The 16,542-nt window shown below is 72.9% G+C and carries 12 protein-coding genes and 1 pseudogene; 7 read left to right on the top strand and 6 right to left on the bottom strand.

Features of this window, described 5'->3' with window-relative positions; translation table 11 throughout:
• The first annotated feature begins 25 nt into the window (after nt 1-25).
• Nucleotides 26-3,181, top strand: a complete 3,156-nt coding sequence (locus ACWEVS_RS19620) for a BTAD domain-containing putative transcriptional regulator (protein WP_452552658.1) — start codon at nt 26-28, stop codon at nt 3,179-3,181.
• A 232-nt stretch (nt 3,182-3,413) separates the two neighbouring features.
• Here the strand turns inward: ACWEVS_RS19620 and ACWEVS_RS19615 are convergent, their stop codons facing one another.
• Entirely contained in the window at nt 3,414-4,280 is an 867-nt protein-coding gene (locus tag ACWEVS_RS19615; RefSeq protein ID WP_452552657.1) for a CAP domain-containing protein, read from the bottom strand.
• 389 nt (nt 4,281-4,669) lie between these two features.
• Nucleotides 4,670-5,332, bottom strand: coding sequence for a DUF998 domain-containing protein (locus ACWEVS_RS19610; protein ID WP_452552655.1), 663 nt, complete (start codon nt 5,330-5,332; stop codon nt 4,670-4,672).
• 133 nt (nt 5,333-5,465) lie between these two features.
• On the opposite strand from ACWEVS_RS19610, the gene ACWEVS_RS19605 reads away from it, so the two are divergent.
• The 3 genes and pseudogenes from ACWEVS_RS19605 to ACWEVS_RS19595 all read left to right on the top strand — a co-directional run bounded on the left by ACWEVS_RS19605 (nt 5,466) and on the right by ACWEVS_RS19595 (nt 7,772).
• Nucleotides 5,466-5,789, top strand: coding sequence for a YciI family protein (locus ACWEVS_RS19605; protein WP_449928773.1), 324 nt, complete (start codon nt 5,466-5,468; stop codon nt 5,787-5,789).
• Between the two features lie 12 nt (nt 5,790-5,801).
• Nucleotides 5,802-7,025 (top strand): annotated as a pseudogene (locus tag ACWEVS_RS19600) (RNA polymerase sigma factor); the annotation flags it as partial.
• Nucleotides 7,011-7,772, top strand: coding sequence for a site-specific integrase (locus tag ACWEVS_RS19595; protein WP_452552686.1), 762 nt, complete (start codon nt 7,011-7,013; stop codon nt 7,770-7,772). The pseudogene ACWEVS_RS19600 and the gene ACWEVS_RS19595, both read left to right, overlap by 15 nt.
• Before the next feature lie 555 nt (nt 7,773-8,327).
• Here the strand turns inward: ACWEVS_RS19595 and dacB are convergent.
• A complete protein-coding gene (dacB, locus tag ACWEVS_RS19590; protein ID WP_452552654.1) occupies nt 8,328-9,875 on the bottom strand; it encodes a D-alanyl-D-alanine carboxypeptidase/D-alanyl-D-alanine endopeptidase in 1,548 nt (515 codons plus the stop codon).
• A 186-nt stretch (nt 9,876-10,061) separates the two neighbouring features.
• Entirely contained in the window at nt 10,062-10,613 is a 552-nt protein-coding gene (locus tag ACWEVS_RS19585; RefSeq protein ID WP_354909694.1) for a DUF1707 and FHA domain-containing protein, read from the bottom strand.
• Nucleotides 10,614-10,693: 80 nt separating this feature from the next.
• Between ACWEVS_RS19585 and ACWEVS_RS19580 the strand changes: the two genes are divergently transcribed.
• The 3 genes from ACWEVS_RS19580 to ACWEVS_RS19570 are packed head-to-tail and all read left to right on the top strand — an operon-like array spanning nt 10,694 to nt 14,435.
• A complete protein-coding gene (locus tag ACWEVS_RS19580; protein WP_354909692.1) occupies nt 10,694-11,206 on the top strand; it encodes a PadR family transcriptional regulator in 513 nt (170 codons plus the stop codon).
• Entirely contained in the window at nt 11,203-11,901 is a 699-nt protein-coding gene (locus ACWEVS_RS19575; protein WP_452552651.1) for an ABC transporter ATP-binding protein, read from the top strand. Before ACWEVS_RS19580 ends, ACWEVS_RS19575 begins: the two co-directional genes overlap by 4 nt.
• Nucleotides 11,898-14,435 (top strand): FtsX-like permease family protein, encoded by a 2,538-nt coding sequence (locus ACWEVS_RS19570; protein WP_452552650.1) that lies wholly within the window; start codon nt 11,898-11,900, stop codon nt 14,433-14,435. The genes ACWEVS_RS19575 and ACWEVS_RS19570 overlap by 4 nt, the downstream gene beginning before the upstream one ends.
• Here the strand turns inward: ACWEVS_RS19570 and ACWEVS_RS19565 are convergent.
• Nucleotides 14,428-15,195 (bottom strand): class I SAM-dependent methyltransferase, encoded by a 768-nt coding sequence (locus tag ACWEVS_RS19565; RefSeq protein WP_449928763.1) that lies wholly within the window; start codon nt 15,193-15,195, stop codon nt 14,428-14,430. The genes ACWEVS_RS19570 and ACWEVS_RS19565 overlap by 8 nt on opposite strands.
• Nucleotides 15,134-16,504, bottom strand: a complete 1,371-nt coding sequence (locus ACWEVS_RS19560; protein WP_452552647.1) for an MFS transporter — start codon at nt 16,502-16,504, stop codon at nt 15,134-15,136. Before ACWEVS_RS19560 ends, ACWEVS_RS19565 begins: the two co-directional genes overlap by 62 nt.
• Nucleotides 16,505-16,542: the final 38 nt, after the last annotated feature.

Here is a 16,542-nt window from a genome sequence, read left to right as displayed (position 1 = left end):
GGTGGCGCTTGTTAGCTTGAGCGGCATGCGATTCGGGGTGCTCGGCCCGCTGGCGGTCTGGTCGACGGAGGGGCGTTCGCTGCGCATACCCGAGGCGAAGGTCCGGGCCCTGCTGGCCGACCTGCTCGCGCACGCGGGCCGGCCGGTCCCGGCCGACCGCCTGATCGACGACCTGTGGGGTGACCGGCCGCCGGGCAAGCCGGCGGCGGCGCTGCGGGTCAAGGTGTCCCAGCTGCGCAGGGTGCTGGAGGAGGCGGAGCGGGACGGCAGGCGGCGGCTGGCCTTCGCCCCCTCGGGCTACGCGCTGCGCGTGGAGCAGGGCACGCTCGACGCCGACCGGTTCGAGGCGCTCGCCGGGAAGGCCCGCGCGAGCGACGACCCCGCCACCAAGGTCGCGCTGCTGGCCGACGCGCTGGCGTTGTGGCGCGGCGAGCCGTTCGCCGACGTCGCCGACGAGGAGTTCGTCCGGCCGGTGCGCGCCCGCCTGGCCGAGCAGCGGCTGGTGGCGATCGAGGAGCAGGCCGAGGCGAGGCTCGCCCTCGGCGAGCACGCCCAGCTCGCGGCCGAGCTGGCCGACCTGGTGGCCGAGCACCCGCTCCGCGAGCGGCTGCGGGCCGTCCACCTGCGCGCCCTCTACGGCGCGGGCCGGCAGAGCGAGGCGCTCGACGGCTACGCCGGGCTGCGCACCCTGCTGGCCGAGGAGCTCGGCCTCGATCCCGGGCCCGAGCTGGTGGCGCTCCACCAGGCGATGCTCGAGCAGGACCCCGCGCTCGACGCCCCGCCCGCCACCACTCCCACCAACCTGCCCGTGCCCATGACCGGCCTGATCGGCAGGGAGGGCGCCACGGCCGAGGTGCGGTCGCTGGTCGAGTCCCACCGGCTGGTCACGCTCACCGGGCCGGGCGGGGTCGGCAAGACCCGGCTCGCGCTGGAGGTGGCCGCGCAGCTCGAAGGAGCCCACCCCGACGGCGTGTGGCTGGTCGAGCTGGCCGCCCGACCCGCCACCGGCGGGGTCGTCGACGCCATCGCGGCGGCGATGGGCGTCCGTGACGACAGGGCGGCGGGCAAGCGCGGCGCCGACGCCACCGAGCGGCTGGCCGACGTGCTGCGGGCCAAACGCGTGCTGCTCCTGCTCGACAACTGCGAGCACGTCGTCGACCAGGTCGCCGCCGTCGCCGAGAGGCTGCTGCGGTCGGCGCCCGCGCTACGCGTCCTGGCCACCAGCCAGGAGGCGCTGGCCATCGACGGGGAGCGGCTGTGGGCAGTCCAGCCGCTCGACCTGCCCTCGGGCACGGGCGACGCCGCCGCCTCCAGCGCCGTGCGGCTCTTCGCGGCGCGGGCGACCGCGGCCGCGCCGGGGTTCGTCCTCGACGAGCGCAACGCGGAGGCGGTCGCGGCCGTCTGCCGCCGCCTCGACGGGCTGCCGCTCGCGCTGGAGCTGGCCGCCTCACGCATGCGCGTGCTCAGCCCGGCCCAGCTCGCCGATCGGCTCGACGACCGGTTCCGCCTGCTCGGCGCGGGCAGGCGGGGCGCCCCTGCCAGGCAGCAGACCCTGCGCGCGATGATCGACTGGAGCTGGGAGCTGCTCACGGAGGCCGAGCGGGTCGTGCTGCGCCGCCTGGCCGTCCATGCCGACGGCTGCACGCTGGAGGCCGCCGAGGCGGTGTGCTCAGGGGAGGGCGTGCACCCGGCCGACGTGCTCGACCTGCTGGCCAGGCTCGTCGACCGCTCGCTCGTCGTCACCGTGACGACGCCGCTGGGCACCCGCTACCGCCTGCTGGAGTCGGTGGCCGCCTACTGCCTCGAACGGATGGAGGAGGCGGCCGAGCTCGCATGCGTGCGGCGCCGCCACGCCCACCACTACCTCGCCCTCGCCGAGGAGAGCGGCCGGCGGGCCGCGGGGCGGTCGCGGTGGCTGGCGGCCATCGACGCCGAGAGCGCCAACCTGCGCGCCGCGCTCGACACCGCGGCCCGCCAGGGCGCGGCGGAGCTCGCGTTGCGCCTGGCCAACGCCATGGCTCTGCATTTCCTGATGCGCTGCCGCTTCGACGAGGGGCGCAGGGCGCTGGCTCTGGCGCGGTCCGTCGAGGGTGCGGCCGACCCGGTCCTCAGGGCGCTGGCCGAGATCCTGGAAGCGGGCCTGACGCTGCGCCTGGGGGTCGCCGTCGATCTGAGGGGGCGGGTGGAGGCCGCGCTCGCCGTGCTGGAAGCGGCGGGAGATCTCCACCTGCTGGCCAGAGCCCAGTGGTTCCTCGGGTTCAGCATGTGGGGCCACGGTGTCCAGCTCCGCAGCGAGGAGCTGATCGCCAGGTCTCTCGCGGTGTGCGAGACGGTCGGCGACCGGTGGGGCACGGCGGCCGGGCTGGTCGCCCGTGCCCTCCACGCCATGATGAGGGGCGACCTCCCCGGTGCCGAGCGGGACGGCGAGCGCAGCGCGGAGCTGTTCGAGGAGCTCGGCGATCACTGGGGGATCCTGCAGACGGTCGAGCCGCTGGCGACGCTCGCGGAGATCGACGGCGACTACGAGCGGGCCGCGGCGCTTCACTCCCGGGGCCTGGCCATGGCCGAGGAGCTGGAGCTGGGGTTCGAGGTCTCCAGGTACACGGCGGGGCTGGGCCGCATCGCGCTGCTGCGGGGCGACTACGCCAGGGCCGACGAGCTGCACGAACGGGCCAGGCGGCTGGCGGTGACGCAGGCGCATCCCTACGCCGAGCAGTTCGCCGAGATCGGGCTCGCGCTCAGCGCCCGGCGGCAGGGCCGGCTCGACACCGCGGAGAAGCACCTGCGCACCTCGCTCGACTGGATCAGGAAAGCGGGGGAGTCGGGCTCGGCCCTGCTGCTGGCGGAGCTGGGCTTCATCGCCGAACTGCGGGGCGATGCCGAGCTGGCCACGTCCCTGCACCGCGAGAGCCACGCCCATGCCAGCGCCATCGCCGATCCCCGGGCGATCGCGCTGGCGCTGGAGGGAATGGCGGGGGCGGTGTCGCTGGGCGGCGATCACCGGCGTGCCGCCAGGCTGCTCGGGGCGGCCGCGGCGGCCAGGGAGTCGGTGGGGCGACCGCTGCCGCAGGCCGAACGCGGCGACGTCGACCGGATCACGGCGCGGGTGGTGGCAGCGCTGGACGAGGAGCCCTTCCTGGCCGAGTTCCGGGCGGGCGCCGGCGACCCGGTCCCGGTGTGAGCCGTCGGACCTCGGCGGGTCCCGGAGGCGGGCATCGGGCGAGGCAACGGCGCGGGCCCGCCTGACACTCCCTTGTGAGCCGCCGGATCTGGGCGGGTTCCGGAGTCGGGTGTCCGGACAACGGAACGGCGCGGGCCCGCCTGCCGTTCCCTTGTGCGGAGGAGGAGCGGCGGCGGGCCCGCTGGGAGGCGTCGGGCGGGGTGATGGGTTGGCCCGACGCACGTGAGGGAAATCAGTGGCGGGCGAAGACCTGGGTCCAGTGCGGGCCCTTCGCGTCGTGCCCGACACCGATGTGGGTGTAGTTGCAGTTCATGATGTTCGCGCGGTGCCCCGGGCTGTTCATCCAGCCCCGAACCACGTCGGCGGCGGTGCGCTGGCCCATGGCGATGTTCTCTCCCCAGGCGCTGACGGGGGAGAAGCCCGAGGCCTTGATGCGGTCGCCGGGGCCGCGGCCGTCGGGTGAGGTGTGGCTGAAGTAGCCCTTGGCCGCCATGTCCGCCGAGTGGCCCTCGGCCGCGGCGCGCAGCTGCGGGTCGTGGGTGAGCGGCTTGCAGCCGCCGGAGGCGCGCTCCGCGTTGGTGAGCTTGACGACCTCGTCCTCGATGGTCGTGCCGCCGCCGGTCGGCGTGCTCGTCGGGATCGCCGTCGCCGTGGTGGTCGGGCTGGCGGTCGGGGTGGTGGTCGGGCTCCCGGTGGGCGACGGCGCGGGCGTCGGGGTGGTGTCGCACGAGATCGAGGCGACGCCGGAGCGGTGCGAGTCGCCCCGGTAGTCGGTCGCGGTCACGTAGAGGCGGCGCGGCACGTCGCTGCAGCGGATCCCGGCCACGACGCTGCCGTTGGTGACGAGCTGCGAACCGCTCTTGAGCAGGCGGTCCGGTCCCGGGCGCACCTCGATGACGCGGACCCGCAGGCGCGCCTGGTCGTCGCAGCCGGTCCGGGCGGCGCCGCCCCTGACGGTGCCGGTGGTGTCGAGGTATGGCTTGGCCGCGACCACGCGGCAGGAGTTCTCCGGCTGGGTCTCCGCATACGCGGCGGTGACCGACGTGCTCAATGCCGCCAGACTTCCGAGGCAGGCGAGTGCCTGGAGCTGTCTGCGCACGTTGTCCTCCGTTGGGGTTAGAGACTGGGTCGATGACGCATTCTGGTGTGACTGAAACGAAATGTCACGAAAAAACCACGAAAATCTGGGGCTCCATGTGTCCCTTTCGTAACAAAGATCTCTTCTGTCCGCGGTAAACCATGTGCCCGACCTGCGCGTCTACGTCTCTTCGATCTCTGCGCCACCAGATGTGATGTGAAACATGTCGAGTGCCGGATTCCGCCCGCGCCGAAACCGCTGATCAGCCACGGTCCACCTCGATCGCCCCTCGCCCTTTCCACGCCGATCTCATGCCGGAACCCCGGTACGCCGAACGGCCCTGCCTCTCCCGTCCGCCACCGGAGGTGGGGCGGAGGGGAGGGGCAAGGCCGGGAGGGGCAGGGCGGCGGTCACGAGCTGCGGCGGCAGCGGGCGGCGACCACGGAGATCCAGAGCATCGCGGTGATCGCCCCGATGGCCAGGGTGAGGGAACCTGCCGTGCCCCCGCTCATCGCCCAGCCGTTGCCGAGCAGGAGGGCGGTGCCGGCGACGCGGGAGGCGACGGCGCGGCCGCGGTCGCCGGCCCGGCTGAAGTGGCGGCCCAGGATGTAGCAGGCGGCGATCAGGGCGGCGAAGGCGATCGATCCGGCGGCCATGTGGCCGTAGCCGTGCCAGCTGATCGTCTGCGGCATGCCGTACGGGGTGCCGGTGGGGAAGCCGTCGCCCGGGTCCATGACCAGGACGCCGGCGGCCATCATGCCGATGCCGTTGAGGCGGACCAGCCGCGGCACCCACGTCCCGCCGGGGGTGCCGTGCATCGCACGGCGCAGGCCGGACGCGCCCACGACGGTCAGCATGCCCGCGACCAGGAAGTTGGCGATCTGCAGCCAGCCGAGTGAGCCGTTGGCCAGCGCGCTCAACGGGTGGCGGGTCAGGTCGAAGCCCTCGCGGGTGGCGGCCTGCAGGAGTGAGACCGTCGCCCACAGCGGCGCGGCCACGGTCGCGCAGGTGAGCAGGGCGCGGGTGGTGGCGGCGGGCCCGGCGGTGGCGGTGGGGAGCTGGATGGCGGTCATGTCCGGTGCCTTTCTCGGTGTCGGTTCTCATCCAGACGTCGATCCAGCGATGTGACAGGGAATTCGGGTGTTCCCTGTCGCTAGGGTGGTACGACGCGTAGGCAGCGACACGCGAACACGAGGAGGCAGGTCCATGCGCTACCTGATGATGTCCAAGGCTTCTGACACGCCCCCCGACGAGACCCTCTACGTCGAGATGGCCGCGTTCGTCGAGGAGCTGACCGCGGCGGGCATCCTGCTGGCCACCGGCGGCCTCGAGCCCGGCGGCATCCGCGTGACGTCCGCCGGCGACGAGATCACCGTGACCGACGGGCCGTTCGCCGAGGCGAAGGAGGCCGTGGCCGGGTTCGCGCTGGTCGAGGTGCGCTCGAAGGAGGAGGCGATCGAGCTGACCCGCCGCTTCCGCAAGATCGTCGGGGACGGCGAGAGCGTCATCCAGCAGGTCTTCGGGGCCTGATCCGCTGCCGGCATGTCCACGACGGACACCCATCGCAGCGTCGACGCGGTCTGGAAGCTGGAATCGGCGCGGATCATCGCCGCGCTCGCCCGGATGGTGCACGACGTCGGCCTCGCCGAGGAACTGGCCCAGGACGCGCTCGTCGCCGCGCTCGAACAATGGCCGCAGTCGGGGGTCCCGGATAATCCGGGCGCCTGGCTCATGGCCGTCGCCAAGCGCAGGGCCATCGACCACATCCGGCGCTCCGCCCGCCTGGAGAGCGGGTACGAGCGGTTGGCCCATGAGCTTCACCAGCCGCAGGACACCGAGCCGCCGGACACCGAACAGCAGGACGTCCTGCGGCTGATGTTCGTCTCCTGCCATCCCGTGCTGCCGACCGAGGCGCGGGTCGCGCTGACGCTGCGGCTCCTCGGCGGCCTGACCGCCGCGGAGATCGCGCGGGCGTTCCTCGTCACCGAGCAGCGGATCGCCCAGCGCATCGCCCAGGCGAAGCGGACCCTCGCCGCGGCGGCGGTGCCGTTCGAGCTGCCCGACGGCACGGAGACGGCCGCGCGCCTGTCGTCGGTGCTCGAGGTCATCTACCTGATCTTCAACGAGGGGTACTCGGCGACGTCGGGCGACGACCTGATGCGGCCGGGGCTCTGCCTGGAGGCGCTGCGGCTCGGCCGGCTGCTGGCCACGCTCGCCCCGGACGAGGCCGAGGTGCACGGGCTGGTGGCGCTCATGGAGATCCAGGCGTCCCGCTCGGCCGCGCGGACCGGGCCGTCGGGAGAACCCGTCCAGCTGCAGGAGCAGAACCGGGGGCGTTGGGACCAGCTCCTCATCCGCCGCGGGTTCACCGCGATGCTGCGGGCCAGGGCGATCGGCGGCGCTCCCGGCCCCTACGTGCTGCAGGCGGCGATCGCCGTGTGCCACGCGCAGGCGCGAACCCCCGAGGACACCGACTGGGCGCAGATCGCCGCGCTGTACGAAGGGCTGGCCCGCCTGCTGCCGACGCCGATCGTGCAGCTCAACCGGGCTGTGGCCGTCGGGATGGCGCACGGGCCGCAGGCCGGGCTCGCCGTGGCCGACACCCTCGTCGAGGATCCCGTGCTGCGCGACTACCACCTGCTGCCGAGTGTCAGGGGCGATCTCCTGCTCCGCCTGGGACGGCACGCGGAGGCGCGGCTGGAGTTCGAGCGCGCCGCGGCCCTCACCAGGAACGCCGCCGAGCGTGACTTCCTGCGCCGCCGCGCCGACGAGATCGCGGTCACCGGCGCGCCCGTCCGGACGCTTGGCCGGGCCGTACAGGAATTCCTGGCACGGGACGATCTCGGCGCCCCGACGATCCGCTCCTACCGGCAGACCCTGCGCCGCCTGCTCCTGGCCCTGGGCGAGCAGCTGCCGCTGGACTCCCTCACCGCCGCCCACGTCACCCGGGTGTTCCAGACGGCCTGGGGCGACGCGGCGGCCAGGACGTGGAACCGGCATCGGTCCGCCATCCGGTCGTTCGGCGCCTGGGCGTCCCTGGACGATCTCGCGGCGGGCCTCGACCGGCGACCCGAGACACGCGCACCCGCGGAGCCGATCGGCCCGGCACAGCTGGAGGCGCTGTGGAGCAGCCCCGGCCTGCCCCTGCGCGAGCGGACGTTGTGGCGGCTGCTGCACGAGTCCGGAGCCGGGGTGACCGCCGTCCTGTCGCTGAACGTGGAGGACCTGGACCTCGACGACCGCCGAGCCCGCGCGGGCGGCACCTGGGTGAGCTGGCGCTCGCAGACCGCCGGACTCCTCCCTCTCCTGGTGGCCGGCCGCACCCGTGGGCCGGTGTTCCTCACCGATCGGCGGCCGCGGCCGGCCACGACGCCGGCGGCCGACCTGTGCCCGGAGACGGGACGCCGCCGCCTGTCCTACGAGCGGGCGGAGTACCTGTTCAAGCAGGCGACGAAAGCCCTCGATCCGTCGGGCGGCGGCTACACCCTCCGCCGGCTGAAGGTCGTCTCGTAGCCGCTCCCTCCTCCCTCCCGGCCGGTACGGCACGCCGTGCCACGCGCCACCCCTGGCGCGTGGCCGGCCTCCGTCCAGGGACACGCGTCACCGAGCGCCCGTGGCCGGGCGCCGTTACGGAAGGTGATGTCCGGACGGTACGTGGCGGATGGGGCCGCGGTCCCGGCACCGAGAGCTCCCGACCTCGGTGGAGTCCGTGGCGTCGATGGCCGCGCGACCGTGGCGGTCGGAGGGCGGCCCGTGCCCCTGATGCCGGCGGTCCCGTGACACCAGCGGCTCGGTCGAGATCCGGATCCCCCGTGACTCCCGCGATTCGGTCGAGATGCGGATCCGTAGGCGGAGCCCGGGACCTGCCGAGCCTCGGGCGGGACCGGTGAACCCGGTGGACCAGGTGGGCCGTGGGCGGTGCGGGGTCGGGGGTGCGTGGGGTGCCCGGGGTTGTGCGCGGGGCGGGGGTTGTGTGGGGTGCCGGGGTGCCGGAGGTGTCAAGTGTGTGGAAAGGGGACGGCCCGCCTGGAAGGTTCCGGGCGGGCCGTGCGGGTGGCGGTCAGAGGGTCAGCACTCGACGGGCTTGAGCCACGAGCACTCCAGCTCGCCGCCCTCCGGCGCGGCCGGGCTCTCCTCACCGCGCAGCTGGGCGGCGGTGTCCGGGGTGGTGCGGCTGAACTTCGCCAGCCGTACCGCGATCTTGTCCTCGATGTCCTTGGGGGACCCGGACAGGTACTGGTTCAGCATGATCGAGAACACCAGCGGCTCGCCCTCGGCGCTCGTCACGTACCCGGACAGCGACGTGACGCTCGTCAGCGACCCCGTCTTGGCGTGGACGTTGTTGGCGGCGGGCGTGCCGCGCATCCGGCTGCGCAGCGTGCCGCCGGTGAAGCGGTCGGCGTTGCCGGCGATGGGCAGCGCGTCGTACCAGGTCTTGAACCACGGCTTGCTCCGCACCGACAGCAGCAGCTGGCTGATGGAGGTGGCGGTGACGCCGTCGCGGCGGGACAGGCCGGAGCCGTCGCGCAGGTTCAGGATCTGCACCCCGTTGGCCTTGGCGAAGTCGGAGGTGGCCTTGAGTCCGGCGGCCCACGTGCCCTGGCCGGCGACCTTGCGGCCCATGGCCTTGGTCAGGATCTCGGCGTGGATGTTGTTGCTGAGCTTCATGAACGGCACCAGCAGCTCGCTCAGCGGCATCGACTCGTGCTTGGCCAGCTCGGTCGCCCCCTCGGGCGCGCCGCTGACGGTGGGCCCGAGGACCTTGACGCCGTGGGCGTTCAACGACTTGCGGAACAGGGAGGCGGCGTAGCGGGTGGGGTCGTCGACGGCCACCCACTCGCTGTACGGCCCGGCCACGGTGCCGGTGATGACGACCGTGTTGGTGGCGTGCCGGCGTTCGACGAGCACGTCGGTCGAGGTGCCGACGGTGGCGTTGTTGACGATCTTCAGGTAGTCGGTCTCGGGGGTGGTGGAGACCTTGACCTTGTCCCCGTCGGGTGCGACCGAGACGATGACCGAGCCCGCGTCGTAGTCCTTGTCGGGTGAGGCGGTCAGCGCGGAGATCGGGGCGGCGTAGTAGGCGGTCTCGTCGTCCCAGGCCCAGTCCTGGCCGAGCCGTACCGTGTCGAACCAGGTGTCGTCGGTGACCAGCTTGCCGGTGACGAGCTTGACGCCCTTCGCGGCGACGGCGGCGGCGAGCGCGTCGTAGTCGGTGGCGAGCATCGTCGGGTCGCCGGTGCCGCGCAGCACCAGGTCACCGGTGAGCACGGACCCGACGGTACGGCCGGCGGCCAGCGCGCTGGTGGTGAACCGGTGGTCGAGGCCGAGCACCTCGGCCGCGGCCGCGGAGGTGAACAGCTTGGCGTTGGAGGCGGGGGTCATGAGCTTGCCCGCGTCGTTCGAGTAGAGCGCCTCGCCGGTGGCGGCGCTCTTGACCACGACGCCGGCGCGGGCGATGTCCAGCCGGGAGTCGCTGAGGATCTGGTTGAGGTCCTGGGTGAGGTCGGCGACGCCGGGGGAGGGGTCGGCGGCCGTGGCGGGAGCGACGGGGCCGGACGCCCACGCGAGGGCCACGACGAGTGCTCCGGCGGCGAGTGAGGCGGGGGTGCGACGCATGGAGGTCTCCAGGGTGCGTACTTGGTCTCGCAGGGATCATGGGAGCGCCGATCCCCCGCTGCAATCCGCAAATTTCCGTATCTTTCCTGGCATCCTTGCCGTGGTTGGCCATCCCGCATGTCGCCGCAGCGTGTGACGGCAGGCGAAAGCGTCTCGGCGCGGAACGGAAACCGCGGGCGCTGCGGGTCAGACGGTGGTCGCCGGGCTGGACACCAGGAAGCCCACGTCGCCGAACGAGATCTCATCGCCCGAGCGCACGCGCGCGGGCCCCACCAGCCGCCATCCGTTGAGGCGGGTGCCGTTCAGCGATCCCAGGTCGACCAGCATCCATGACCCGTCGTCGGTCCTGCGCAGCTCGGCGTGCACCCGGGAGACGGTCAGGTCGGCCAGCACCAGGTCGCAGGCCGACCCGCGGCCGACCACGTACCTGAGCCTGCTGTCGTCGGGCAGCGCCAGGCGTGGCAGGCGCGGCTTGCGCCACGCGGACTGCACCCGGGTGGTGAACTCCGAGACCGAGGCCACCGCGTCGGTCAGCCGCTGCCGGAGGGTGTTGCGCGGGGGAAGGTCGGCGACCAGTTCGTCGAGCTCGTGGCGGCTGCGCGCGCGCAGTGCCTGATCGACTCGGCCCACGAACGTGTCGTGACTCAGACGCCCCTCGACGGCGCGGTCGCGGAGCTCGTCGATGGCGCGATCACGTTCCCCATCGGAGGCGCGAAATGGGGGTTGCGTCGAGCTCATGCCCCGAGTATCGGCCCGAACCGCGTTTCCTGTCCAGAAAACCTTGAATGGGGCATACTGCGTATGCATACTCAGTATTCATGTCGATCAGACACGGGCTCCTGGCGCTGCTGAGCCAGGGGCCTCGGTACGGCTATCAGCTGCGCGCGGAGTTCGAGGCGTCGACGGGGGCGACCTGGCCGCTCAACATCGGCCAGGTCTACACGACGCTTTCGCGCATGGAACGGGACGGCCTGGTCGCCTCCGGCGAGGAGGACGAGCAGGGCCGGGTCGTCTACACGGTCACCGAGGCCGGTCGGGCCGAGATGGGGCGATGGTTCAGCACCCCCGTCGCCCAGTCCGACCGGCCGAGGGACGAGCTGGTCATCAAGCTGGCGATGGCCGTCACCGCGAAGGACGTGGACGTCGGCAAGGTCGTGCAGCGCCAGCGGACCGCCACGATGCGCACCCTGCAGGAGCTGACCCGGGCCAAGCGCGCCGGCTCGGCGGGCCCCGCCCAGCGTCTGGTGCTGGATTCGATGATCTTTCAGGCCGAGGCCGAGCAGCGCTGGCTCGACCACTGCGAGGCCGTACTCAAGGAGGCTGGAGCATGAAGCAGGTGGTGGCGTCGTTGCACGACGTGGCGCGCGTGCACGGGGAGGGCGAGGCCGCCGTCCACGCCCTGAGGGGCGTCAGCCTGCAGGTCGCGTCGGGGGAACTGGTGGCGGTCATGGGCCCGTCGGGCTCGGGCAAGTCGACGCTGCTCAACCTCGCGGGCGGCCTCGACCGGCCCACCGGGGGCACGGTGACCGTCGAGGACGTCGACCTGGCGACGGTCAGGGACCTGGCGGCCCTGCGGCGCAGGAGCGTCGGCTACGTCTTCCAGGACCTCAACCTCATCCCCTCGCTGACCGCGGCGGAGAACGTCATGCTGCCCCGCGAGCTCGACGGCGTGCGCGCCCGCGACGCCCGGCGGGAGGCGCTCGAGGTGCTGGGCCAGGTGGGCCTGGCGCACGTCGCCGACAGGTTCCCCGACGAGATCTCCGGCGGGCAGCGCCAGCGCGTCGCGATCGCCAGGTCGTTGGTGGGCGAGCGGCGGCTGATCCTGGCCGACGAGCCGACGGGCGCGCTGGACACGCCGACCGGCGACGAGATCCTCGAGTTACTGCGCAGCCGCTGCGAGGCGGGCGCGGCGGTGCTGCTGGTCACCCACGAGTCGCGCTACGCGGGGTGGGCCGACAGGGTGGTGTTCCTGCGCGACGGGCTGATCGCCGACACGACGGCCGCGCCGGTGGAGAGCGCCCGATGAGGGCCGCGCTGCGCATCTCCCGGCGTGACGCCGCCAGGGCCAAGGGGCGCACCGCGCTGATCATGGTGATGATCGGCCTGCCGGTTCTGGTGATCACGGGGTTGCTCACCGTCGTGGCGACCGCGAACGTCTCGCTCCGCGAAGGGCTGGTCAGGCAGCTGGGCGCGGCCGACCTGCGGATCACGACGACGGAGTACGCCAGGGTCGGCGAGCAGCACGGCTCCATCGGACTGCCGGGCCCCGTCGACGACGGCGGACCGAAGCGGGGCGGACCCACGACCGCGGCGCAGGCGGCCGCGCGGCTGCAGCCCGGCGCCAGGCTGATCGGCTTCGACGAGGGGAGCGTCGACGTCTGGCTCGACGACGGCTACGAGCACGTCAGCGCGGCCGAGATCGACCTGCGCGATCCCCTGGCGAAGGGCATGCGGCCGCTCGTCGCGGGCCGCTACCCCGCCGGTCCCGACGAGGTGGTGGTGGCCAACGGGCTCCCGTTCCGGCCCGGCGAGACCATCAGGGTCACCCGGGCCGACCGCCAGGTGAGAGTGGTGGGCGTGGTGGCCTACCCGTTCAGCTCCGCGCACCGCGAGATCATCGGGTTCAGGGGCGTGCTGCTGCTGAACAAGCGCGACGGCGCCGGCACCGGCTGGCTGGCCGACACCCCGGCCCCCGCGACCCTGGCCGACACCCGGCGCCTCAACGAGGTCGGCCTCGTCGGACTCTCGGCGCTCACCGCCGCCTACGACAGGCCGATGGTGCCGACGACGAGCATGGACGTGCTGGCGGTCGCGCTCGTCGTCTTCATGGTGACGGCCGAGACCGTCCTGCTGGCCGGACCCGCGTTCGCCATCGGGTTGCGCCGCCGCAGGACGGAGCTCGCGATGATCTCCGCCCAGGGCGGCTCGGCGGCGCACCTGCGGGCGGTCGTGCTGGCCGACGGTCTCGTCCTGGGCGGCCTCGCCTCCGCCGTGGGGGCCGTCGCAGGGACGGCGGGCGGGCTGCTGCTGGTGCCGTTCGTCTCGACCACCGTGGGCCCGACCGACGTGCCCTGGTGGCAGGTGGCGGGCGTGGCGGCGCTCGGGCTGGTCAGCGGCGTGGTGGCGGCGCTGGTTCCCGCCCAGCAGGCGGCCCGCCAGGACACCGCCGCCGTGCTGGCAGGACGCTCGGGCAGCACCCGGGTCAAGGCCGGCAGGCCGGTGCTCGGGCTGGTCCTGGTGGCCGCCAGTCTCGCCGCGATGGTTCTGGCGGCGAGGACCGAGGAGTTGTGGATCTTCATGGCCGCCATGCTCGGCCTGCTCGGGATGGTGGCGCTGACGCCGTGGATCGTCACGGCCACGGGGCGACCGGCCGGCCGGCTGCCGCTCGCGCTGCGGCTGACCGTGCGCGACGCCGTCCGGCATCGCGTGCGTACGGCGTCGGCCGTCGCGGCCGTCATGACCGCGACCGCCGGAGCCATCACGGTGGGCATCGGGATCTACAGCCAGCACATCGCCCACCAGGAGTCGTACCGGTCCGCCGTTCCGGCCGGCACGCTGGCGATCAGGGCGGACGCCGCGGACGACGCGGAATGGGCCAAGATCCGCACGGCCGTGGAGGAACGGCTGCCCGGCGTCGAACTGGTCGGAGGGTACCGCGCGGCGGACGACCGGGGCCGCCTGCTCGACCTGCGCGCCCGGCGGCCGGTCCGGTGTGACGGATGCGGTGTGGAGTCCTTCGACTTCTCCATCGGCGACCAGCGGCTGCTCGATCTGTTCATGGGCGGGCACGACCCGCGCACGGCCGCCGCGTTCGCGGCGGGCAAGGCGGTGGTCTTCGACCCGTCGCTGGTGCGCGACGGCAGGCTCGTCGTCGAGGCCGGCACCTACGAGTCCGGCGATCCGTACCAGACCTTCGAGCTGCCCGCGATCGTGGCGAAGGCGGCCGACCGGCACCTGGGTGCCGTCCTGGTACCGCCGTCGGTGGTAGCGGCGAAGGGGTGGAAGCGCACCGAGCGCGAGCTCCACGCGCGGCACCAGCCGAAGGCCATGGACAGGTTCAACCGGGACCTCCTGGCGATCAGCCCCCATGCCGGCGCCTACCTGGAGAGGGGATATCACCGCGACATCGGCGATGAACTGCTCGTGCTGCTGGGCGGCACGCTGGTGCTGGTGCTCGGCGGCACGTTCGTGGCCACCGCGCTGGCGGCGGCCGACATGCGGCCCGACCTCGCGACCGTCTCGGCGGTGGGCGCGCCCGCCACGACGGGCCGGCTGGTGGTGGCCGGCCAGGCCGGCTACATCGCCGGTCTCGGCGCGCTGGTGGGCGCCGTCGCCGGCGCCGCCCCCGGTGTCGCGCTGGCCTGGGTGATGACCAGCGGCGGCGGCACGACCCGGGCATACGGCTGGGTCCGCGTCATGCAGGACATCAAACCGGCGACGATCGCCGTGCCGTGGCCCCTGGTCGGCGGCCTCGTGATCGGCCTGCCGCTGCTGGCCGCGCTCGTCGCGGGAGTGTTCGCGCGGCCAGGAAGGCTGACGGTGACCCGTCGCCTCACCTGACGGCGCGGCGCACGCGGAGCTTGGACTGCTTGAGCGGCAGGAGCTCCCAGTCGTCCATGAACTCCGCCGTCAGGCCGTGCCGCTCGGCCAGACGCGCGAGCGTCTCGGTGCGGTAGTAGAAGTCTTCGCGCAGGACGTGGTGCTCCTTGCCCTGCGTCCTGTCGAAGGTGAAGTCGAACCAGCCGTCGGGCTTCATGACGCGGGTCACGTGCGCGAAGCACTCCTCGATCACGTGCAGAGGGGAGTGGGAGAAGACGCTGTGGGCGTGGACGACGTCGAAGTACTCGTCCGGCAGGAACTCGAAGCGCAGATCGCGGACGGGGATGAGGTGGGGGAGCTTGCCCTGCAGGCCGTAGTCGGCCAGCGTCCGCTGGGCGGCGAAGAGGATGTCGGGAGAGATGTCGAGCCCGTAGTAGTTGCCGGGGGAGAGGTAGTCGATGAACAGCCGCCCGGCGCGCAGGTTGCCGCAGCCGATCTCCAGCATGCGGTGCTCGGGGCGCAGGCCGTGCGTGACGAGGTAGTCGAACTGCGTCTGGCCCAGCTTCAGCCACCGCTGCCTGCTCTTGGCGCCGACGGCGCGGTCGGGGTTGCGGCCGGTGTCGGAGCGCATCACGGCCCGGTAGTAGTCGACGTGGTCACGGGTGTGCAGCCGGAACCACAGGTCTCTGGTGAGCCGCCGCGCGTGGGGGAGGACTCTGTCAGGGTGCCGGAGGGCGTATCTCGCCTGATGTAGAAGACTCGAGCGGGTCATGCAGAACATGTTCCGCTGTCAATCGGTAACGGAACGTCATGAGGACGGCAAGAAAGATAATGGAGGCTGGCACGGCTGTTTGACCGAGGAGCACGGCGGTGACGGCCGATTCCGGCTGCTCCACCGGCCTGCCCGGATCGGACGGCACGAATCCACCCAGCGACAGCACCGCGCCGAAGATCAGCGCGCCGAAGGCGCTCACCGCGCTCTCGACCGCCGTCCACAACCCGGTGAACACGCCCGCGCGCCGCATGCCGGTCGTGGCGGCGTCGAGGGCGATCACGTCGGCCAGCATCGAGAACTGCAGCAGCTGGACGCCGGCGAACCCGATGCCCACCACCAGCAGCATGAGGTGCGCGAACAGGTCGCCGAACAGGGGCGTGGCGACCGCCGCCGCCGTACCGCAGGCGAAGACGAGGCCGGCGATGAACATCGCCCCGCGCTTGTCGTACCGCTTGGACAGCTTCAGCCACAGCGGCATCGTGAGCAGGATCGGCCCGATCAGCGCGGCGAACAGCGTGCTGGTCGCCTTGGGGTCGTCGAGAACGTAGGTGGCGAAGTACGGCGCCGCCGCCAGCATCACCCCGACGGCGAGGAACTGCGTGCAGCTCAGCGCCAGCAGCCAGCCGTACGACGCGTTGCCCCGCAGCACCGCGAACTGCGACCACAGCGAGCCGCCGTCGGGCTCGGGGGCGCCGGTCATGGGGGCGCGGGCCGTACCGAAGAAGGCGCCGAGCATGGCGGCCAGCATCACGATCGCGATGGTGACGCCCATCAGCCGGTAGCCGGCCGGCGTGCCGCCGTCGCCCTGGCTGTTGACGATGGCGGGTGCGACGACGCCGCTGATCACGGTCGCCGCGCCGATGAAGACCATCCGCCACTGCAGCAACGCGGTCCGCTCGTGGTAGTCGCCGGTCATCTCGGCGGGCATCGCCTTGTACGGCACCTCGAACAGCGCGTAGGCGGTGGCGGCGACCAGGAAGACCGCCGCCACGTAGACGGCGGCGGGCGTGCCGGTGAGCGGGGGGCCCGCGAACAGCGCCGCGAAGGCGAGCGGGAGCGTGCAGGCGCCCGCCAGCATCCACGGCCTGCGCGGTCCCATCCGTGACACCGTACGGTCGGACCACCGGCCCACCAGCGGGTTCACGACCAGGTCCCACGCCTTGGGCGCGGCCACGACCAGGCCGGCGAACCACGCGGGCACGGCCAGGAAGTTGGTCATGTAGTAGAGCAGCAGCAGTCCCGGCACCGCGGCGTAGGTGGCCGTGCAGAACGAGCCCACGCCGTACCCGAGCCGCACGCCGGTGGAGACGATCACGCCGCCAGTCAAGCCGACCGAGCTCTTGCTCGGTAGGC

Source organism: Nonomuraea sp. NPDC003754, from assembly GCF_053605785.1.
Note: the sequence above shows the minus strand (reverse complement) of the source record. Positions and strands in the feature narration are given on the sequence as shown.